Source organism: Paenibacillus sp. JT31N11 (assembly GCF_056269285.1).
The window spans coordinates 13,878-35,935 of the sequence record NZ_JBWDNQ010000001.1 but is presented as its reverse complement, the minus strand read 5'-3'; the positions used below and the strand labels follow the sequence as shown (position 1 = coordinate 35,935).

The window sequence follows — 22,058 nt, the reverse complement described above, 5'->3', positions numbered from 1 at the left end:
CAAAGCCGCAACTATGCTGCCAAGTATATCTGCGGTCACTCGGACCGGAAGCAGGTTGCGCAACCGGTCCTCAAGTTTGGTGTTTTATGATTTACCTTCAACCATTTTCCATCGTCCGGGAATCAACTGCAGACAACTTCCTTCTCTGTGAGAAATAGATATACACGGCATTGCCAAAAGCGATTAGCCCCACACCAATCATGAGCGCAATGACCGGCCATTGCCACAATCCGGGAAGATAGAGGGCGAGGAACCAGAGGGGATCGCCGCCGCCGGAAAGCTTGATGCCAAGCGGAACAAGACCTTGCGGGAACAAAGCGAGCAGACCGAAGAACACGCAGAAATAAAAGACGGTTTTGACGCCCGCGGACATGCATCTTGTGACGGCGTAAAAATCAGGTTTGACGGAATCCGCCGCCGCCGCTTGGACAGGCTCATGCCCTCTGAGCATCAGATTAAGGAGCTCCGGTCCGCGGGCTTCCAGCCTTTTGCTGGCCAGACGGCCAAACCACCAGTAGTAGAAGCTTCCGGTCAGAAGCGCAGCCGGAACCCCCGACCATTGAACCCAATCCATATCCAGATAGGTTCCCCATACCGCCAGTCCAAAAGCGGGAGCGATCAGGACCAGGGTTATAAGCATCAGCGACATGAATTGCCACCAGCCTATAGGATGGTCGAACATATCGTCGCCGCGCTTGTGTGCGTCTGTCATCGGTTCGAGGCGGTGGACCGAATTCAGCACAACAAGTCCGGCTCCGGCACCCAAAGCTGCAATAATAAGCGGAAGCGCAAGCGGCACAGCCCAGTAATAGCCGCTGATAAAAACCATGGCGCAGGTGATAATCAGAGCCGGAGGCGCAATAATCAACAGCCACGCCAGCTGGCGTCCCCGAATATCATACCGCTCGGACTGTGAGGTAACGAGCGTCATCCACAGAGCGCTCCCGTCCGCCCCGTACAAATTGGCAGTGGTGCCTGCCGCCGTGACGACGAAGATTGCCCCGGTCCATGGCAGTAAAAATAAATTGCCGGCAGATACAGGATATAGACATAAGAAAATGCTATAGAATAAGGCGAAGTATACAAATCCGGATCGTGTATAATCCCTTCCCCACGCTATGAGTTCTTTGCGGGCTACCGTTCCCGTCCGGTTGGCGAAAAAGCCGTATGGGGAATCAGGCTTGCTGGATAAGCGATTCCGCTGAGGCTTGGTCGTTAACCGTTTCACCAACAAGATCGCCCATAAGGAACGAAGCAGCAGAATGACAAGAACCATTCCTGCCAGATAGGCTATGGAGAATGCCCATTGTCCGCTCCGCGCGGCCTCAACTGCTGCTGTTCCCCAGCTTGAAGGGAGGACATTCAGGAGAGTTGAAAGCCGCGCAGGGAGTTCAAGCGTCATTATATTATAATCCGCGTCCAGCAGCATCCATCCCGAGATGAAGAAGGCCATGATAGCTCCGGTTACCATCGCTCCCAATGCAGAGCTGAGCTGGGACCTGGTGAGCTTCCGCATGACGCTTGTCACAACACGGGACAAGGCAACGGCGAGAATCAGCTGCAGTATGACCGCCGGTATGGCAACAACCGCCGGCATCACGCCAAGGCCGGCAGCATAAATAACCAGAGGAATGAAAGCAAGCAAACTGATGACCGCCGGAACTCCGATGAATGACGCGCCGAGAAGTCCCGTTGCAAGCTGATTCGGAGTAACCGGCAAAAACCTGAAGTTCTCCGGTATGAGCGTCTTGTCTTCCCCGCTGAATAACATCGGTCCGAGTGCCCAGCCCAGTGTCCATATACCGAAAATGATCATGAGCCTGTCACTGGCAAGGCGCGGCGAGACTTGATCAGCCAGTCCCAGAGCAAATGTAAGGATGACGCCGGTCAAGCCGAACAAGGCGCCCCAGCCCAGCCGGACCAGGCTCTGGCCGCTGAGGCTGCCCCGCAGAACAGCCAGCTTCATCCGCATCATGACAATAACCACGACAACCCCTCCTTGCCACCGGCTTGCCCTTCGACGAGCTCGACGAATCGATCCTCCAGATTTTGGCCGGCTTGCACGTCCTTCATCGGACCCGCAGCCTTCACATTGCCTTTGCTGATGACAGCCAACGAGTCGCACATCTGTTCCACGGTAGCCATCACATGGCTGGAAAATACGACAGAACCGCCATGTTCCACGAAGCGGCGGAGAATGTTCTTGATCGTCGCCGCCGAGACGGGATCCACGGCCTCGAACGGCTCATCGAGCACCAGCAGCTTGGGGCCGTGAAGCAGAGCGGTCGCGAGGGCAATCTTCTTGCGCATGCCGGTTGAATAGTCGCCTACGAATGTTTCCCGCGCATCCAGAAGGTCCAGTACGGTTAGAAGCTCCAGGGAGCGAAAGTCTACGGTCTTTTCATCCAGCTTGCGCAGCAGGCCCATATACTTCAGAAGCTCCAGGCCGGTCAGCCGCTCCGGCATCGACATGCCGTCAGGGAGTACGCCGATCAGCTCCTTGGCAAGTGCCGGGGTACGCCATATATCCACCCCGAATATTCGCGCAGTACCGGCATCCGGGCGAAGCAATCCGGTCGCCATCGATAACGTGGTTGTCTTGCCGGCCCCGTTTGGTCCAACCAGTCCGAAAAACGATCCTGCCGGTATCGTCAAGTCGATATGGTCGACTGCCACCTTCGAGCCAAAAGCTTTATAAATGCCCTGCAGCTCAAGCGCCGGCGTTCCATCCTTTGGTGTATTGCGTACCGTTGTCATTTAACTCTCCCCTTTATGGGCTATTTTTTATCAACAGCTACATTGGTTAGTTACTTATGTAACTAACTATATATCCTAAAAAAATAGCTGTCAATACTTTCTATGACAAATCGGGCTGCCTTTTTATCTGTTTTATGAATTGCATTATGTGCTCAGGACCGGATTATTTCCGAACCTTATTATGGTTACCGCGGGTATTGAATATGGGTTTGTAAACACACAAAAAAACGGCATTTCTGCCGTTTGTGTTCAGGGGAAATTTATGGCTTCCGCCAAAATTGCAACGCCGCCTGGCGCATTAATGGAGTGGATAGCGAAGCCTATTTAATTGCGTTGCCCGTTCATCCCAAGGCATAGCGAAAACCGTCCCGCCACGAAGCATACCGCGGCTTCCAGCCATGCTGAAGCGCCTTGCCGTTCAACGCTCCTCTTTCCCATGCGGCCGCGCTTGCCGGATCAACGCCTGGTGCCGGAGCGCCCAGAGCATCCGCATAGACCGGCAGCCATTCAGTACCGGCAGCCGGTTCATTATCGGTAATGTTGAAGGCGCCGGAAGGCCATTGCAGCGCGAGAAGTGCAGCCTGCGCGGCGTCATCCGCATGGACGAAGGAGCTGACGCCTGCCGTCGCAGCCACTTCCTGTTGACGAACATACTGCGAAATAAAGCCATCCGGGGCATACCAGGTTCCGGCTCCATATAACAGTCCATAACGAAGAATGACGTGCTCCGGCATTTCTGCAGCCGCGCTTTCCAATGCGTGGATGCCATCGATCGTTGATTTCCTCGGCAAAGGGGCTTCCAGATCCAGCGGCGTGTCTTCGCCAGCAGGTCCATTGCCAGGCGAATATGCCCAGGAGATACTCTGCACAATCATTTTGCGCGCTCCCGCTTCTAACGAAGCGTCCACAAGATTACGCGTGCCCTCCCTGCGGATCCGGGCATTTTCAGCGAAATTTCTGCCGCTCAGCGCCGTAAGCTGATGAATCACCGTATCCGGCCTGGCTTTGCGGAGAGCGGCGAATACGCCATCCCGGTCATAGATGTCCAGAATTACGGGCTGCACCCCTTTATCCTTCAGCTCTGCCGCATATTCCGTATTGCGCGTTAACCCAACCACCTCATGTCCCGCTTTGAGGAGCAGAGGGATAAGCGCTCGTCCGATGACGCCGCTCGCGCCTGCAACAATAATTTTCATCCGGCATCGACCTCCATCCTGTTTATATTGTAAGCTATGAATTCAAGATTATGGTACAAACAATCTTATTTCAATCTGAAATCAGTTAAACTGTACCGGTACAATAAGTCGTTTGAACCCAGCCGGGCATGGTATCGATCTACCGTCAGGAAACAGCCGAGTCATTATTTCTTAAATGTCCTGCTTATTTCAAATTAAAGATAAAGCCTGCTTTATATACTCATAAAGCTTACCATCCATTCCGTACTGCATGGCCTCTTCGGGATTCTCTGTATAATACCGTTCAGCCGATTGTATAAATTTATCGTCTGCAGGAGTAAATGAGTCCATTTTTTGCTTCCAGCGTTTAGCTAATTCAACTGCTAATGGATCATTCGCCAGCTTGCCCATTTCGATTAATTTCCGGAATTCGGCAACAAGCTGTCGCCCTTCCGCAATATTTTTATCCAGCTCGTTCGCCTTCGCCGATTTGAACCGGTTTCTCATATCTGCTGCTTGCCCCGGCATAAAATGCGGACTTTGCAAGATCCTCATCATTTGCATAACCATCATAAACCTCTCGCTCGATACCGGCTGCCCTGAATGAAGCAGGTCAGAAATCTCCTGTACGCGGTCACGCAGCCTTACCACTGTGTTTATCTCCTCGTCTAATCGGGAAAGCTGCAAATTCAATATTACGATTGGATCATAATCATGGTTATTGATCAAGATTTTGATTTCCTCAAGCGAGAGTCCCAGCTGCTTCAGCGAGATGATCTGATGCAGCTTGGCAACATCAATATCTGTATATAAGCGGTGCCCCGCTTCAGTAACCCGGGAAGGCGAGAACAAGCCGATCTGATCATAGTGATGCAGCGTCCGAACGGTTACCCCCGTTCGTTTAGACAATTCCCCTATCTTCCAGCTCCGATGCTCCATTGCAATCCCTCCAATACATCCAACTCATTAACATTGTTTATAAAAGGCCCTTGAATCTGACGTAACGTTAGGAATTATACTAAGCAGTGACAAAATAAATCAGCCTGCAGGGGAAGGAGAGAATTTCGATGAAAATGGACAATTATTTAATAAAAACATTGGCCTTTAATAAACAGGCTTTGATTCTGTTTGTTGAGAATACCGGTTTGATCCAAGTGGCTTGCAATCAATCAAATCGCAATAAACTCCTGAAAACCGCGCTTGGCAGAACTATATCCGCAACAAGCCTGCTATCCGGAATCTTAAAGGACGGCCAAAGGATTAGTCTAAAAGTGAAAACCAGCAATCGCCATTATAATATTTTTGCAGATGCAGATTCTTCTGGAAATGTACGTGGATATTTGAGTGATGAATTATTAAATGCTCCTGCGGAATATTTTAATCAATTATCAATCGAGCAATTAATCGGCAGCAACGGTTGTATTCAAATCACAAAGGATATAGGAATGAATCATATATTTACAGGGATTACAGACATGCCTTATGCCAATATTGTGGATGATATTTCTCATTATTTCAAACAAAGCGAGCAAACTCCTTCTTTCTTCTCGTTAACGGTCATGTTTAATGATAAGAATGAGATCGTACTAAGCAGAGGGGTTATGGCCCAATTGCTTCCAGGTGCGCCTGCTCATCTTCTTCACCAGATCAGAGATGTCATTTCCGATCATCAATGCCGGTTTACAGCTTCAGAAAACAGTATAGCTTTTACCGGTTTTCCACATATGCTGTTTGATGATCTTGAAATTATAAGCATTGAACCCCTACAGTTGCTGTGTGAATGCTCCAAAGAACTTTTTTATCCCATGCTGTATGCCTTGGGCCAGGAAGAATTGAAAAATACCTGTGAAAACAACCAATCCATCGAGCTGGTATGCAATATGTGCGGAAAAAAGCACAGCTTCCAACCCGTTGAGATAGCAAAGCTTATCAGTTAGGCGAAGTGCAATTAACATATGCAGGAAAACCGCAATTTTTGTCGAACTATAGGCTTTACGATGATGAATACTAAAAAAGTTCTGCTCATAACCGGTTTGTTTCTGCTGATTCTTATCAGCATACGTCTGGTCTGGTCCGCCGTATATACCCCGCCGCCGCATCCCGGGGCTGTCGAGGGCCGTCTGGATTTGCGGGGATGGGATATTGCAGCGAATCGCCCCCTGACACTGGACGGACAATGGGAATTTTACCCCAATGAATGGATTTATAACGAGGCTTCCGGCATGAATAGAAGTCTTCCGGACAGCTCCTATATCTCCGTACCCGGCAGCTGGGGAACACTCGCATCACCGAATAACGAATCAACCTTCGGCTTTGGCTCCTACCGTCTGCGCATCCTGATTGATCCGGACAAGGATGAGATCTACAGCCTGAGAATGAATGACATTTCATCGGCATCCGAGCTGTTCGTGAACGGACGATCACTGGCCAAGTCCGGACAACCGGCAGATCAAGCCCAGCAGTACATCGCACAGAATGTCCCCTATAATGCGTCTTTTATGACAAGCTCGGATGAGATCGAAATCGTCATCCAGGCTGCCAATTTTCACAATCCGTTCTCTGGGGGGATTAATACCTCTATTAAGTTCGGAACTCAAGCTGCGGTAAGCAAAGAAACGGATTTCTCCATCGGCACGCAATTGTCTGTTTGTCTGATTTTTCTGCTTCATGCCGTTTATACCTGCATTCTGTATTTTTTTGGTGTTCGCCAAAAAGCATTGTTTTATTTCAACTTGATGCTTCTGTGCGGCATTATAAGCATCTTGATCGTAGACGACAAAATCATGCTCACCTGGCTGCCGATCAACTTCGAATGGGCAACGAAGCTCAATAATTGGTCCTATCTCGGCGTTGCGGTGTTTCTGCTTCAATATGCCAGGGAGCTTGTCGCTCCGCAGGCGAAAATAAAGTTTTTCCAATGGTACGCCTGGTTCTCCGCGGCTTTCTCGGTTTTCATTCTGTTTGCTCCAGCGGCTCTATTGCTTCAATTGGATATGCTCAACGTCGGAACTGTGATCATTCCATTCCTGAGCGTTCCGTTCCTTGCCTGGCGTGCGCTCCAGAGAGGTGAACCTGACGCTATTTATTTATTTCTCGGGATGGTCGGCTATATGAACAATATTCTATGGAGCTTTGCCAAAGTTGTGGGATGGATGAGTTTCGGCTATTATCCGGTGGACATGGTTGTCTCTATCATCGTCTTCTGTGCATATTGGTTCAGAAGCTATTTGCGAAGCTCTGCCCAGACTGCCCGGCTCGCCGTCGAGCTGCAGAAAGCCGACAAGCAGAAGGATGACTTTCTGGTCAATACCTCGCATGAACTGCGGAATCCGCTTCACGGCATCCTGACCATCGCCCAGACCATCGTAGACAATGAAGACCAGGACCGCACGGGCAGCAAAGAGAATATGAAGCTGCTGATATCGGTCGGCAAACGCATGTCATTTCTGCTGAATGACCTGCTTGATTTTACACGTCTGAAAGAGAACAGTATCCGGCTGCAGCCGGCCGCTCTTCCCGTTCAGACCATCGCTTCCGGCGTTATGGACATGATCCGTTTTATGGTTGAGGGCAAGCGTCTTCGTTTGATCAATGACATTCCCGATGCACTCCCTCTGGTCGCCGCCGATGAGAACCGTCTGATTCAAATTTTATTTAATTTATTGCATAACGCGGTGAAGTTCACGGATGAAGGAAGCATTACAATCTCTTCCCACGAGAAGGACGGGTTCGCCTATATCCATATCACCGATACCGGCAGTGGAATGGATCATGACACGAGCTTGAGAATATTCCAGCCCTACGAGCAAGGACCATTCTGAAGCGCCGGCCCGACAAGCGGAATCGGGCTTGGCCTCAGCATCTGCAAGCAGCTCGTGGAGCTGCATGGGGGAGTTCTAAGCGTCGTTTCCGCGCCGGAGCAAGGCTCGACTTTCACCTTCTCCCTGCCCTTATATGAGATGGCTGCATACGGACCAAGCGAGACTGTGTTGCCCGCATATACAGAAACAGCCGCTGCGCTGCCTGCCGTTGGGGACGGCAAGCCAAAACCGGCATTCAGCGCTGATCGGCCTTCCATACTGGCCGTTGACGACGATCCGACCAATTTGAACATTCTCGTCGGCGCCCTTTCCCTGTATGAATACGATATCCTAACCGCTACAAGCGGCCAGGAAGCGTTGACGCTTCTGAATTCAAGAGAATGGGATTTAGTTATCGCGGATGTCATGATGCCGCGGATGTCCGGTTACGAGCTGTGCGCTGCGATCCGCAAACGCTTCTCCTCAGCCGAGCTTCCCGTTCTGCTTCTAACGGCGCGTGCGCGCGTGGAGGATATCGAAGCAGGCTTTCAATCCGGCGCTAACGATTATGTGACGAAACCGGTAGATACCATGGAGTTAAGATCGCGCGTGAAGGCTTTAACCACACTCAGGAAATCCGTCAGCGACAAAATGCGGATGGAAGCTGCATGGCTGCAAGCGCAAATTCAGCCTCATTTTCTGTTTAATACGCTTAATTCGGTTGCCTCTCTCAGCGAATTCGATACGCCGCGGATGCGCAAGCTGCTTGAAGCATTCAGCCATTTTTTGCGGACCAGCTTCGCATACAGAAATGTCGAGAAGGTTGTTCCTCTGGAGTATGAGCTTGAGCTCGTCCGCTCCTATCTCTATATCGAGAAGGAGCGCTTCGGGGAGAGGCTCCAGGTTGCCTGGGAGCTGGATGAGGCTCAGGATTTGATGATTCCTCCTTTATCTCTCCAGCCGCTTGTCGAAAATGCCGTCCGGCATGGACTCATGCGCCGCAAATCGGGTGGTGAAATTCGAATTTGCGTCAAGCTGGACGGGCAGTTCGCAGAAATCTCGATCGTGGACAACGGAGTGGGGATGGATGAAGAAACCCGTCAGCGAATAATTGCGCAAACGAATGTTCCAAGCGGCGGAATCGGCCTGCCGAATACCCACCGCCGATTAAAACAGATCTATGGAAAGGGCTTGCGTATCGCAAGCGAACCCGATCGCGGTACGACCATCAGCTTTATCATACCGGTTAATCAATAGCTTGGCGGATTACCGGAAATCGCGAAGAGGAGCGGCAATGTGAGCCGCTCCTCCTTTCATTTTTTGTGCGCTTATTCATCCTGTACCCGTTACCAGCCAGGCGATTCAATCCGATGATTCCGGACGGGCCTCGTCATTTTGAAACTCAAGCAGCCCCGCTCTCTTCAACTCATCTCTATGGATTTCCGACAATTCCTCCAGGAGTCCCATTCCATGTTCCGTCAAACGGATAAATATGCTGCGTTTATCCTGCTGGTTCGGGAAACGCTGCACATATCCTAATTCCTCGCAGCGCTGGATGAGCTCCAGACAAGCGTGTGGAGTGATTTGCAGGCGCTCCGCCAGCTCCCTCGGAGTGGCATATTCTCTCTCGGGAAACCCCATTATGGACAGCATAAGCTGATGATATTGAGGGGTGAGTCCCTTGCTTCGCGCCGCTTCCTCGCTGAACCGAATGAATTTGCGGATTCGATACCGGAATAATGCCAGCTGCTCATATACATGTTTAGGCAATCGCTTCTTGTTCATGGCCGGCCCCTATCTGACAGAATACCTATAGTTTATAGCATTCCTTGATCCTGGACAATCAACCGGCTTCGGAATTTCCAGACTCCGGATATTCCAATGTCATATAAGTTTACTTTAAATAAATATAACGGACACAATTCAAACAATACCAGCTTATCATGTTATGTATTATGACATTAAATCCTTGACTTAGATCGTAGTGCGATATATATTTAAGCTTATTCAGATATCATCCGTTTCGAACGATACCAATCCAATATGCGTGCCAAGCACGCCAACGCTGGTGAACCTTAATGACAACAAAACAAGTGAAAAGCGTCTGCCCCTACTGCGGTGTCGGCTGCGGCATTGTGCTCGAGGTAGCTGATAACCGTGTCGTCAAAGTCAAAGGCGACAAGGATCATCCGGCTAATTTCGGCCGGCTTTGCACGAAAGGCAGTACCTGCGCCCAGGCTATCACGGAATCGGGACGTATGGAATATGCCTATCGGCGTCCGGGCCGGGTGGCCGAACCTGACCAAATCGGTATTGACGATGCCATTAGAGAGACGGCATCCAGGCTGCGGACCATCCTCGATGAACACGGCCCCGATGCACTGTCCTTTTATGTTTCGGGCCAAATGTCCCTGGAATCGCAGTATCTCATCAATAAGCTGGCCAAGGGCTTCGTGCGCACGAATAACATCGAGTCGAATTCACGCTTATGTATGGCAAGTGCGGGCAGCGGCTATAAGCTGTCACTCGGAGCGGATGGTCCGCCCGGCTCTTATCAGGATATGGATCATGCCGATCTGTTCTTCGTCATTGGCGCCAATATGGCCGACTGCCACCCCATTTTGTTCCTGCGGATGATGGACCGGGTCAAGGCCGGAGCCAGGCTGATCGTCGTCGATCCGCGCCGCAATGCGACTGCGGACAAAGCATCCCTATATATGCCGGTCAAACCGGGGACCGATCTGGCCCTGCTTAATGGCTTGCTGCATTTAATTGTCAAGAAAGGACATACGGACCCTGCCTTCATTGCTGAATTCACCTCCGGCTGGGACAGCATGCCCGGCTTTCTGGAGGATTACCCTCCTGAGAAGGTATCAGCAATAACAGGGATTCCCGAAGCCGATATCCGCCAGGCCGCCCGCTGGATCGGCGAATCGCCCGAATGGATAAGCTGCTGGACGATGGGTCTGAATCAAAGCACGCATGGCACGTGGCATACGAATGCCATATGCAATCTGCACCTGGCGACCGGAGCCATCTGCCGCACCGGCAGCGGGCCCTTCTCGCTCACCGGTCAGCCGAATGCGATGGGCGGCAGGGAAATGGGCTATATGGGGCCAGGCTTGCCCGGGCAGCGTTCCGTGCTTGTCGAAGCCGAGCGGCATTTTATGGAGGATATGTGGGGCGTACCGCGCGGAACGATCCGAACGGAAGTTGGGACCGGGACCGTATCCATGTTCCAAAGCATGCAGGCCGGGGATATCAAAGCGTGCTGGATTATTTGCACGAACCCGGTTGCCACCGTTCCCAACCGGAAGAACGTCATCGCGGCTTTGCAGACTGCCGAGCTTGTCATTACGCAGGATGCTTTTCTGGATACTGAGACCAATCGATACGCGGATATTATGCTTCCCGGCGCTTTATGGTCGGAGGGTGAAGGCGTTATGATCAACTCGGAGCGCAATTTGACCTTGATGCAGAAAGCGGTGAATCCGCCTGGAGAAGCGCTGCCGGACTGGCAGATCATCGCCCGGGTCGCTTGTGAGATGGGGTACACCTCCGCCTTCTCCTACGCTTCCGCGGAGGAGGTCTACGCGGAAATTCAGCAGATGTGGAATCCCAAGACCGGCTATGACATTCGCGGCGCTTCCGTCGAACGGCTGCGCCAAGCTCCCCTACAGTGGCCAATCGCTCCGGCTGGCACCGATGGCCGCAATCCCATCCGTTACTTGAATAATGGAATCAGCCAGACGTTGAAAGAGAATAAAGACAACAGCCGCCCGCGGATCGTTTTCCCGACAGAGCATGGAAAAGGCATTTTCTTGGCAAGACCCTATTTGCCTCCGGCAGAGATGCCTGACAGTGAATATCCCTTTGTGCTCAATACGGGACGGCTGCAGCATCAATGGCATACCATGACCAAGACCGGGAAGATCTCAACGCTCAATAAGCTGAACCCGGGTCCTTTTATCGAAATTCATCCGGAAGATGCGGAGCTCATGGGCATAAACAGCGGGGACCGTGTTGAGATTCAATCACGACGGGGGTTGGCCATTCTGCCGGCAGCCGTTACCGACAGGGTACGTCCGGGAAATTGTTTTGCCCCTTTTCATTGGAATGATCTTTTTGGCGGCCATCTTGCCATCAACGACGTCACTAATGATGCCATTGATCCGATTTCCTATCAGCCTGAATTTAAATATTGCGCAGTATCGCTTGTCCGCGCTGCCGTCCAACCACCTGGTGAACCCTCCGTTTCTCCCGGTCGTGAAGCCCCAAACCGCGCAGCTGCAAACGAAGCGAATATTCAACCGGATATTCAGAAGGAGGAAGTTTATATGGCCAAAGTCGATACGCTCGCCAGTATCCTCGGCATTGATTCATCTGCTTCTGTCATACTCGACAACCATGAAAAAATGTATCTCGCCGGATTCATGACGAGTCTGCGGACTGACGAATCGAGAACGGCTTCGGGTATCCCTGTCCTGCCTCCGACAGCTCCGCTTGACCAAAGCAAACGTTTCTGGCTGGACGGCATGCTGGCAGGCATGTTCTCCCGCACTTATCTTCCGGAAACGCAAATCACTCCTTCCGCTTCGATGGTGGCAACTTTAGAACGGCCCGCAGCACCTGCTGCAGAGAAGGCAACGCCGCTTATCACCCTGGTCTGGGCATCGCAAACAGGCAATGCGGAGGAGGCGGCCAATGATGCAGCCAAGAAGCTGAAGGCCGCCGGTCATGATATTCGTCTTGTTAATATGAATGCTTACTCAATTGCAAACTTATCAGCAGAGCGCATTGTTCTGTTCGTTGCGAGCACATTCGGGGCAGGCGATCCGCCGGATAACGGCGAGAGCTTCTGGAAGGCGCTCCAGGCGGACAACGCGCCACGGTTGTCCCAATTGCGCTATGCGGTACTTGCGCTCGGCGATTCCAATTATGATTCGTTTTGCGGATTCGGACGCAATCTAGATTCCCGTGTCGAGCAGCTCGGAGCCCAGCGGATGACGAGTCTCGTCGAATGCGACACCGATTATCAGGAACGGGCGGAATTATGGATCTATGCGGTAGCCGGCACGCTGAACCAATATGCTTCCCGAGAAATCGAATCCGGTTTCTCAGCCAATCGGGAACTGTCTCCGGCCAGCGTCAATCTGCCGCAGCAGCAAACCATTGAAACGGCGGCGGCGGTAGAGCCCGTCATTCCAGGAAGCTATGACCGCAGCCATCCTCTTCATACGCGTTTGATTGCCAATCGTCTGCTGAATCAAGAGGCCTCCGAGAAAGAGACACGCCATTATATTTTCGATCTGGCCAATACCGGGCTTCATTATGAAGCCGGCGATGCTCTGGGCGTCTGGCCAACCAACTGTCCGGATACAGTCGATGAGATTTTGCATGCGGTAGAGCTTCAGCCTACCGATATCGTCACGCTAAAAGACCATGGTGAAATTACGGTAGCTGAAGCGCTGCTCCGGCATTTCGAGATTGCCCGTATAACCCCAACCATTCTTCAATTCGTCCAGGAGCAGTCACATAGTGATCAGCTCGAAACTCTTCTGAAGCACGAGAATAAATCCCGGCTGAAGGAATGGCTGCGGGGCCGTCATCTGGTCGATCTATTACAGGAATTTCCGGTGCCTGTTGGCGCGGACGAACTCGTCCGAATACTCAAGCCGCTGCAGCCCCGGTTTTATTCCATTTCCTCCAGCTCAATTGCAAATCCTGACGAGGTTCATATCACCGTTTCAACCGTACGTTATCCATTCAACGGAAAAACCCGAAAGGGTGTCTGCTCTTCCTTCCTCGCAGACCGTGCGGAGCTTGCTGCCGAAGTTCCTATTTTCATTCAAAAAACCGCTCATTTCCGTCTGCCGGTCAATCCGGATACGCCAATCATTATGGTCGGTCCGGGCACTGGAGTCGGACCGTTTCGCGGATTCCTTCAGGAGCGTCAGGCCACCCGGGCCAAAGGAAAGAACTGGCTCCTGTTCGGCGAGCAGCGGGCAGACCAGGACTTTTACTTCCAAGAGGAATTGGAAGCCATGCAAAGGGAAGGCATTCTGACCCGTCTGGACACCGCATTCTCCCGCGATCAACCAGAGAAAATCTATGTCCAGCATCGCCTGATCGAGCATGGAAGTGAAGTATGGGCATGGCTCCGGGAAGGCGCCCACTTCTATATCTGCGGCGACGCCAGCAGCATGGCCAAAGAGGTCGATTCCGCGCTAAAGCAGATTATCCGGCAGCATGGAGGAATGAACGACGCCGAAGCGGAAGCCTACGTGAAGGAAATGCTGCATTCCAAAAGATACGTCAGGGATGTTTACTAGAAGGATCGAAATCAGACAAGAGGGAATCCGGCATAAAACGCCTGATTCCCTTTTTCTTCGTTCATATAACCAGGATTCCAGACTGCCGTCGGAATCTGACAGCAAGAGAAATCCTCAAACTATTCCGAACCATGTTCACAATGAAAATTCATGGTCTTTACCGGGATTATCGGATACCTTCGAGCAGCAAGCGCAGCGTCTGCAGACAGTCCTCCATCGCTTTGGCAGCATCCTCGGCATCCGGTATTTGCGCCAGCCAGAGCGCCGCTTCGTTCAGTGCGCCTGACAGCAAATGCGTGGCTGCATCCAGCCGGTTATGCTTCAGATATCCTTGCTGCCGCATCAGCTCGAGTTGCCCGTACAGCAGCCGCATAGACTGCTGCTCATCCAGCAGCCGCCATTCCTCCCAACCCAGCACCGCCGGACCATCTATGAGCATGATCCGCCTGTTTTCCGGTTCAATCGCCACAGTCACAAATGCCCGGCAGCCCAGATACAGCTGCTCCCACAAATCATCGCTAAGCGAGGCCTCCTCCTCCAGCCGCTGCGCCACTTCGCGCTGAACAAGCTCCAGCACCACCCGGAACAAGCCTTTTTTACTGCCAAAATGATGATATACGGCGCCACGGGTGACCTCGGCGTCTTTGGCAATTTCCTCCAAAGAACTCTCAGCGTAGCCATGCCTGGTAAAGTGATGGCGTGCAACTTCCTGCAGCTTATGGATCGTCTCATCCGTATCTTTTTTATTTCTCCTCATACGCTTTCTCCCGTCTCCTGCACAAGCTCCTGCGCCCTGCGATCACCATGCTCAAGCCGTGTACGCAGCCCTTTGCGAATAATCCATTTTCTGTGCTTGCCGCCCTCCGATGCCCGCTGCTTCAACTACAACAAAACAGCCTCCTGCTTGACCAAACACAGATCGGTATGAGCGGTTAAGTATGGACGAATGGTGTATTCAGAGGTATGACGCTTCTTTATTTCATATAGCGATCCAGTGAAAGCTCTGTATCCTGCAAGCCATACTTTTCCACATAGAAGGCAACCAGCATCAGAAAGTAGCCGTTTATGAACATTCCTTCCTCCGTTTCGTTCTCAGCCCGGCAATCAAATCCACCAGTCTTCTTGCCAGCCTTTCGTCAAAATAATGCTTCAAAGCATCGGCTCATTCATTCTCGCCCCTTGCCCCTCCTGCTTCCACACGGATTCGTAATAGTTGGCGCTCTCTTCCACGGAAGGTGGAATCACTGCAATCACATCGATCAAAACACCGCCCGGATCAGACAATATAAAATGCCGCTGCCCGAATTCCTCATCCCGGATATCCTGCTCCAATGTCAGCTTCGCGCCAATGACCAACCGCTCGTACTCTCCATCCACATCGTCAACTTCCATGTTCAGGATCACACCCTCAGCTCTCTTGCGGTATTGGGCGGGAATCGTCGGATGTCCGGCATCGAGCAGCGCCAGCTCATACGATCCCTGCTTGCCTCCCCAGTCCGCAAGCTCACATACCAGTCAGACTCATAAACAACCTCATAACCAAAATACTGTCGATAAAATTCCGTGCTGTCCGCTACCTTCTTCGTCATGATGACCGGATAGAAACTGTTGATTTTCAAATCGGCTCCCCCTTGTATTAAGGTTAGATTGGTATAGCAGGATATTAACATACATACAGCATGTATGTAAACAAAAAAGAGTTATAACTTCTCCGTAAAATGGAAATGATCCCTGTTCTTAGGGGTTCAGCAAAAGGAAGTTTATTCCTTTCTCCCCAGGCAATCCGTAAAATAAAAAACGCAGCCCTTAGCAGGCTGCCTTGAATGTCATAAATGGGTGAAGTCCAGTGGGATCGAGCCCCTGACTCCATCGCTGCCAGCAATGCGCTCTCCAATCGAGTCTGGTCCTGCTATGTCCGGCGCATATACGCACGAACTGTAATGGGTGCAAAGATCGCCACAATGACAGCAGCGCCGATGAGGGAGATACCAAGATCCCAACCTATAGTTCCCGTGTTAGCAAGATCCCGGACGGCTGTGACCAGATGCGAGATCGGATTGATGTTAACAAACCACTGAAGCCAATCGGGCATGGTCTTGACGGGAACGAACGCGTTGGAAAGGAAGGTGAGCGGAAACAGCACAATCATCGATATCCCCTGTACGCTCGAGGCAGTACGGGCAATCACGCCAAAGAAGGCGAAGATCCAGCTGATTGCCCAGGAGCAGATAATGACAAGAACCGCAGCGAGGGCGACGTGTTCCAGGCCTCCTTCGGGCCGATAACCCATAATATATCCCATGGTAAAGGTGAGTACAGTCGCAATGGTATATCGGACGGTGTCTGCGAGCAGAGCTCCCGCAAGCGGAGCAATACGCGCGATAGGAAGGGATTTGAATCGGTCAAACACGCCTTTATCCATATCCTCGCGCAGCTGGACGCCGGTAACGATAGATGTAGTGATTACGGTCTGCACCAGGATACCGGGAATGATGACTGGCAAATAGCTCTGTACATCACCGGAGATCGCTCCGCCAAAAATGTAGGTAAACATCAGGGTAAAAATGATTGGCTGAAGCGTAACGTCGAACAACTGCTCGGGGGTTCGGCGGATCTTCAGCAGACCTCTATAGGCCATTGTCAACGAGTTGCGTACCGTCTGGTTGAAGCTTGTGTGGTTTTTCAGTTGTGGATTAGCACCTGGCTTGATTGATGCGCTTCTCATGCTCATGCCTCCTTCACTTCATTCAATTTATTGGACACTGACGACGTGTCCTCCTTCACCCCGTGGCCGGTAATGGTCAGAAACACCTCATCGAGTGTCGGTTTCTGCACACTCATCTCGTCCAAGCGAATCCCAGCCGCGCGAAGAGCAATAAGCAGGTCGGTGACCCGGTCGGCGTCCGCCATCGGTGCAGTAATTCTTGCAGCTTCCGACGACACAATAGACTTGACCTTGAGCACCTGTTCTACGGTCTGGCGGGCTTTCTCGATGTCCTGTGGATTTTGGACTCTCAATTGCAGCGACGAGGTACCGATTGACGCTTTCAGCTCATCCACAGTGCCTTCGGCGACGACACGGCCGCGGTCGATAACCGCTACCCGGTCTGCCAATTGATCTGCCTCATCCAGGTATTGTGTTGTCAGCAGTACAGTTGATCCCGTCCTCACCAGCCGGCGGATCGTATCCCACATCTGTGCACGTGTCCGCGGGTCCAGCCCGGTAGTCGGTTCGTCCAGGAAGATGAGCGGCGGCTGTGCAATAAGGCTCGCCGCCAAATCCAGCCGACGGCGCATGCCCCCGGAGAAATTTTTCAGCGGACGGCTCGCGGCCTCTGTCAAACCAAATTCCTCAAGCAGCTCCGCTGCTTTTTGCCGTGCCTCTGCACGCCCTAGCCCGAGCAGTCGGGAGAAGATGATCAGGTTCTCGGTAGCGCTAAGCGACTCATCGACCGATGCGTATTGACCGGTCACTCCGATCAATTGACGGACAATCTGCGACTCCTTCACCACATCGTACCCGAAGATTCTGGCTGCACCGGCATCCGGTCGAAGCAAGGTCGCCAGCATACTGATTGTGGTGGTCTTGCCTGCCCCATTCGGGCCGAGTACGCCATAGATCGTACCGGCGCGCACGTTCAAATCCACGCCATCCACCGCTCGATTGCTTCCAAAAGTTTTAACGAGCCCACCCGCTTCCACAGCCCAATCACCATTGTTTGGCGCTAATTCCTTTCTGTATACATGCTTCAAAGCAATTCCTCCCATATAACTGATTATTATCATTGGAATCGTAACTCAGATTTATGAACTGAATATGTCGTGGTTGCCCAATGAAACCTAAATATAGACGAAAACCAGAAGCCAAGCGGGTTAACAGGTTTTTCGTTAGACAAAGAAGGAATGCGAAACCAATCGTTCCCATCATTATTGTGGGGAGCCTATGGGGAAAAAAATTCCGAAAAAGAACCGAATCAGCGACATTCTGTCTGTTGGCTCTTTTTCAGATTCAATAAAGAACAATAATAGCGCTACTCCCGCAGCCAGGCCCCCTGCCACTTTTTGGGCAATAAATATCTTCCCGACAATTACCAATTCACTTTAAGGGCGTATCTGATAAAGAAGAAAACCAGCTGCAAATTCTGCAAGCTGGTCTATTTAGTCGGATCCTGAAAAAAGAATGACCTCTTGAACACCATTTACGGAAGATAGACTTTGTCATCCTTGAGTGACAGAAGTCCAACCGCGGTAATGGCCGTTATCATAACATAATGCATATCTATTTGGGAGGTGTGCCTGTTAGTGTTCTCTAACAAATGCAAAGTGAAACCTCTACACATTCGAAGGGATGTTAAAATCTTACGAAGAAAAGTACACAAACTCGAAGAATCAATAAAGAGTGACAGGCCCCGTGGCTTTCGGGGATTGAGAGGACCTCAGGGAGCTGCCGGGCCGCAAGGACTGCCCGGAGCTGCTGGGGCTGCAGGACCGCAAGGGCTACCCGGAGCAGATGGAGCTGCCGGGCCGCAAGGGCTGCCTGGAGCAGATGGGGTTGCCGGGCCGCAAGGGCCGCCTGGAGCAGCTGGGGTTGCCGGGCCGCAAGGGCTGCCCGGAGCAGATGGGGCTGCCGGGCCGCAAGGGCTGCCCGGAGCAGATGGAGCTGCCGGGCCGCAGGGGCCGCCTGGAGCTGCGCTTCCTTCTTCAGTTAATCTTATTTACGCAGGGAATTTCAATGATAATACTGTCTCTGTTATTGATGGTAATAACGACAGTGTTATTGCCACGATTCCGGTAGGTATTGGTCCGTCAAGCCTAGGAGTAAATCCGGCCACTGATCGGATTTATGTATCAAATGGCGGAGATATTACAGTCTCGGTAATCGACGGAAATACGAACACTGTGATTGCCACCGTTCCTGTAGCTGGTAATCCGGCTGGTCTTGGAGTGAACACAGCCACGAATCGGATTTATGTGACCAACGTTGCCGAAAACTCAGTCTCCGTCATCGATGGGGATACCAATACCGTTATAGCCACAGTTCCCGTAAGCGGTGTGGGACCGGTCAGTGTTGGGGTGAATCCGATCACGAATCGAATTTTCGTGGCAAATCAAGCCAGCGCCAACGTTACTGTCATAAGCGGAATTTCCAATACTGTCATAGCAACAATTCCAGTAGGTTTTGTACCCCTAGGTGTTGGGGTAAACCTCACTACAAACCGGATATACGTGACAAATCTTGGCGATAGTACTGTCTCGGTCATAAGCGGACTTTCCAATGCCGTCATAACCACCGTCACCGTAGGGAGCACACCGAGCGGCATAGACGTAAATTCCATCACCAACCGAATTTATGTAGTGAATGCTGATACCGTCTCGGTTATCGATGGAATCAGCGACACCGTCATAGCCACAATAGCAGGTTTTAGCCTTCCTAACGATATAAAAGCGAATCCATTAACAAACGGCATCTACGTCGCAAATGTCACTGGAAATACCGTCTCTGTCATTGATGGAAACTCCAATACCGTCATAGCCGCCGTTCCTGTAGGAAGTGGGCCAAATAGCATTGGTGTAAATTCTTAACGGCAATTTGATCATGGCTGTGAATTTATTCTTCGCAGGAACCCGCAGCCAGTTTACATCATTTTTTTCATGGACTAACAGTTTATTTTATAATATAAGAAAACAGTCTGCACAAAAAGAAGACCAGCTGCAATTAGCTAGAGACACAAAAGCCTATATAAAAAATAACCCCGCCAGCCACAGGCCAGCGGGGTCATCATTTTATTATCCCCCTACAGGGTTGTCATATTCATCTACGTTATAAGTCAGGATCTTGTCAAAGATCACATTCTCTGTTCGGATGCTAAACGGACCCATATTCCAAGTTTTATTGAACGAATATCGGGACAAGCCGATCCCCGCATCCTTCGCATCGTACCAGACAAAGAACGCGAAGCTTATTCCTCGGGGACTTCTAGCGGTAGATTCAGTCGCCGTACTCCTCCCGCTTTCGCTCTGTCCGTGCGGGCGAACCATTAGGGGTTCATTTCCCCCTAGGCAATCCATACAAAAAACGCCACCACGTTACGTGGTGACGTTCTTTTTGTATGGAGCCTAGGGGGATGCAATGTGCCTCTGCATCCCAATCAAGGGATGTTCAAATGACGGATTGTAATATGAACTGCGTTTTCCATCTGCCGCTCATCTCTGCTCATGGGCTGGCCTCGTTCCAGGGCAGAATGAAAGTGCCGGAAAACGTAAATCCTCGAAAACTCGCAAAGGCAACAAATATCTCCGAGCGGCACGGATCGAAGTCGCCCACTCCGTATGCAGATCCGACAACTACCTGGGAGCCCAGTACCGGCGCATCGCCGCCCGAAAAGGGAGACACCGGGCAGCCGTAGCTGTTGCGCACTCGATCATGATCATTGCTTACCATCTCCTTGCGCGCAAAGAGGATTACAAAGATTTAGGCAGTCATTACTTTGAACAGCGACAGCAAGATGCGATTGTTAGACAAGCCGTACGAAAGCTCGAGAATCTTGGTTTTCAAGTCGCTCTTTCTAATTCGGCCTCTTAACTTCCTAATGTTTCATACATTCCTAAGAAGTACAGCTTTTAAAAACCATCAAAGCTGGGCTTAGCTTCGTGCTGCCATTTTTGGGTTTGTGCTAAGAGTAATTTTCGGGGTAGCGTAACGATGACTCTATCTCAGCACTTCACTAAAAATCATTTTATTGTAAAACCGGTAGTGCCAAACAACGTTGTGATCTGATAAATTTGTAACACAAGGGAAGCAATAAATAATTCATATACCGTTCGCGATCTTCTGGAGTTTGGGAAAAGGTATCTCTCAAGATCCCAGCGATTGCTCTGCTTTGGAACCTGATTTGTGTCGGCCAATGAGTTTATCGGACCCTGTTACAGCAACTTCTTCCAAGAACGAGCTGATAAGAAAGCTAACATCCCAGACATAAAGAAACCACATGGAGTGTTACACTCGCATGTGGAATTATATTTTAATAGTTCAATAATCGTTCCTCAATACCAATATACCAAAGCTTTAATGAATGTTGTGAATAATAAGGTTTCCCCCAAAATCTAGATACTGCGAATAAGGACCAACTTTAATATTTTTCCCTCTAATTTCAACAATGCAAGGGAGCTGATCATCTCCATACGCAGACCAATGCCCACCAAAGTTAGTCTGTACGTACTCACCTAATTCAACCGCAACATCCATAATAGATTCCCAATCAGCTTCAAGTTCACCCTGATTAGATCTCACTTTAACTTTATTTTCAAGCTCTTCAATAAGTCTATGGTCGATTCGATTAAATTGAAGTGTTCCTGCATTAAGCAGCCTCAATAGCCTATCCTCTAAACTTTTTAGAAATAAACTATTTATTTCCTTACTAGGCCTTACATCAGGCTTACTCATTACATTTAGCCAAGCTATGCCGTGTTCAATAATAACATCTGTCAATTTATCAAGCACTACACGGAAGGATTCATCATCTTGATATTCCAATCCTAAGGGATTTAATTCCCTTGAGAAGTTATGAGGGAATGTGGTTTCTAAACTAACAGATGTTCTCAACATAAATCTAATCCCATCCGGATGAGATCCGATTTTTTCAAAAAAAACGTTTTGTGTAACTCCCTTAAACATGCGAGAAAAATACCAACTAGTTGAACTGTGCTTCCCTGAATACTTAAATCCGTGTTCCTGTAACCTGGGATCAACTATTTTTTTTAGTCCCCATAGAGTAGACAGTCTTAACACCACCTAAATATTATATTAATAAATGAATCAATGTAGTAAGGCTTAGAAACCAGCTGAATGTAGCTGCCGTGCAGCAGCCCTTCAGCATTGTGCTATCGTACCCGTCGTATTATGAGGTCAGCCAGTTTTTACTGGTTGACCACTTTGCTTTACGCGGTGTATGTATCGGTAGCCGGGGCAGAACGATCGTATCCGTGGGAGGAAA

General features: G+C 50.6%; 16 protein-coding genes and 2 pseudogenes. 6 read left to right on the top strand and 12 right to left on the bottom strand.

Annotated elements, in window-relative coordinates; translation table 11 throughout:
• Positions 1–97: 97 nt before the first annotated feature.
• The 4 genes from AC0YNV_RS00165 to AC0YNV_RS00150 form a co-directional block, all read right to left on the bottom strand.
• Entirely contained in the window at positions 98–1,987 is a 1,890-nt protein-coding gene (locus AC0YNV_RS00165; RefSeq protein ID WP_475764859.1) for a hypothetical protein, read from the bottom strand.
• Positions 1,972–2,757, bottom strand: coding sequence for an ABC transporter ATP-binding protein (locus AC0YNV_RS00160; RefSeq protein ID WP_475764857.1), 786 nt, complete (start codon positions 2,755–2,757; stop codon positions 1,972–1,974). Before AC0YNV_RS00160 ends, AC0YNV_RS00165 begins: the two co-directional genes overlap by 16 nt.
• A gap of 341 nt (positions 2,758–3,098) precedes the next feature.
• Positions 3,099–3,953: an NAD-dependent epimerase/dehydratase family protein gene (locus AC0YNV_RS00155; protein WP_475764855.1), complete on the bottom strand. Its 855-nt coding sequence runs from the start codon at positions 3,951–3,953 to the stop codon at positions 3,099–3,101.
• A 189-nt stretch (positions 3,954–4,142) separates the two neighbouring features.
• Positions 4,143–4,871, bottom strand: coding sequence for a MerR family transcriptional regulator (locus tag AC0YNV_RS00150; protein ID WP_475764853.1), 729 nt, complete (start codon positions 4,869–4,871; stop codon positions 4,143–4,145).
• Positions 4,872–4,999: 128 nt separating this feature from the next.
• Between AC0YNV_RS00150 and AC0YNV_RS00145 the strand changes: the two genes are divergently transcribed.
• From AC0YNV_RS00145 to AC0YNV_RS00135, 3 genes and pseudogenes are all read left to right on the top strand, one after another.
• Positions 5,000–5,869, top strand: coding sequence for an Hsp33 family molecular chaperone HslO (locus AC0YNV_RS00145; RefSeq protein WP_475764851.1), 870 nt, complete (start codon positions 5,000–5,002; stop codon positions 5,867–5,869).
• 18 nt (positions 5,870–5,887) lie between these two features.
• A pseudogene (locus tag AC0YNV_RS00140) lies at positions 5,888–7,876 on the top strand (sensor histidine kinase); the annotation flags it as partial.
• A 15-nt stretch (positions 7,877–7,891) separates the two neighbouring features.
• Positions 7,892–8,989, top strand: a complete 1,098-nt coding sequence (locus AC0YNV_RS00135; RefSeq protein WP_475767235.1) for a response regulator — start codon at positions 7,892–7,894, stop codon at positions 8,987–8,989.
• A gap of 105 nt (positions 8,990–9,094) precedes the next feature.
• On the opposite strand, the gene AC0YNV_RS00130 is transcribed toward AC0YNV_RS00135, so the two are convergent.
• Complete coding sequence (locus AC0YNV_RS00130) at positions 9,095–9,517, bottom strand: MarR family winged helix-turn-helix transcriptional regulator (RefSeq protein ID WP_210037438.1); 423 nt, start codon at positions 9,515–9,517, stop codon at positions 9,095–9,097.
• 293 nt (positions 9,518–9,810) lie between these two features.
• Between AC0YNV_RS00130 and AC0YNV_RS00125 the strand changes: the two genes are divergently transcribed.
• Entirely contained in the window at positions 9,811–14,064 is a 4,254-nt protein-coding gene (locus tag AC0YNV_RS00125; RefSeq protein WP_475764849.1) for a sulfite reductase subunit alpha, read from the top strand.
• A 166-nt stretch (positions 14,065–14,230) separates the two neighbouring features.
• Here the strand turns inward: AC0YNV_RS00125 and AC0YNV_RS00120 are convergent, their stop codons facing one another.
• The 6 genes from AC0YNV_RS00120 to AC0YNV_RS00095 form a co-directional block, all read right to left on the bottom strand.
• Entirely contained in the window at positions 14,231–14,821 is a 591-nt protein-coding gene (locus tag AC0YNV_RS00120) for a TetR/AcrR family transcriptional regulator (RefSeq protein ID WP_475764847.1), read from the bottom strand.
• Complete coding sequence (locus AC0YNV_RS00115; RefSeq protein ID WP_475764845.1) at positions 14,818–14,946, bottom strand: hypothetical protein; 129 nt, start codon at positions 14,944–14,946, stop codon at positions 14,818–14,820. The genes AC0YNV_RS00120 and AC0YNV_RS00115 overlap by 4 nt, the downstream gene beginning before the upstream one ends.
• A gap of 267 nt (positions 14,947–15,213) precedes the next feature.
• Positions 15,214–15,468, bottom strand: coding sequence for a VOC family protein (locus AC0YNV_RS00110; RefSeq protein WP_475764843.1), 255 nt, complete (start codon positions 15,466–15,468; stop codon positions 15,214–15,216).
• A complete protein-coding gene (locus tag AC0YNV_RS00105; protein ID WP_475764841.1) occupies positions 15,465–15,683 on the bottom strand; it encodes a hypothetical protein in 219 nt (72 codons plus the stop codon). Before AC0YNV_RS00105 ends, AC0YNV_RS00110 begins: the two co-directional genes overlap by 4 nt.
• A gap of 290 nt (positions 15,684–15,973) precedes the next feature.
• Positions 15,974–16,789, bottom strand: coding sequence for an ABC transporter permease (locus AC0YNV_RS00100; protein ID WP_475764839.1), 816 nt, complete (start codon positions 16,787–16,789; stop codon positions 15,974–15,976).
• A gap of 2 nt (positions 16,790–16,791) precedes the next feature.
• Positions 16,792–17,817 carry an ATP-binding cassette domain-containing protein gene (locus tag AC0YNV_RS00095; RefSeq protein ID WP_475764837.1) on the bottom strand — a complete coding sequence of 342 codons (1,026 nt, stop codon included), beginning with the start codon at positions 17,815–17,817 and terminating at the stop codon, positions 16,792–16,794.
• Positions 17,818–18,489: 672 nt separating this feature from the next.
• Between AC0YNV_RS00095 and AC0YNV_RS00090 the strand changes: the two genes are divergently transcribed.
• Both AC0YNV_RS00090 and AC0YNV_RS00085 read left to right on the top strand, forming a co-directional pair.
• Positions 18,490–19,647, top strand: a complete 1,158-nt coding sequence (locus AC0YNV_RS00090) for a beta-propeller fold lactonase family protein (RefSeq protein ID WP_475764835.1) — start codon at positions 18,490–18,492, stop codon at positions 19,645–19,647.
• Between the two features lie 604 nt (positions 19,648–20,251).
• A pseudogene (locus AC0YNV_RS00085) lies at positions 20,252–20,647 on the top strand (transposase); the annotation flags it as partial.
• Between the two features lie 483 nt (positions 20,648–21,130).
• Here the strand turns inward: AC0YNV_RS00085 and AC0YNV_RS00080 are convergent.
• On the bottom strand, positions 21,131–21,670 hold the full coding sequence (locus AC0YNV_RS00080) for a hypothetical protein (RefSeq protein ID WP_475764833.1): 540 nt from the start codon (positions 21,668–21,670) through the stop codon (positions 21,131–21,133).
• Between the last annotated feature and the right edge of the window lie 388 nt (positions 21,671–22,058).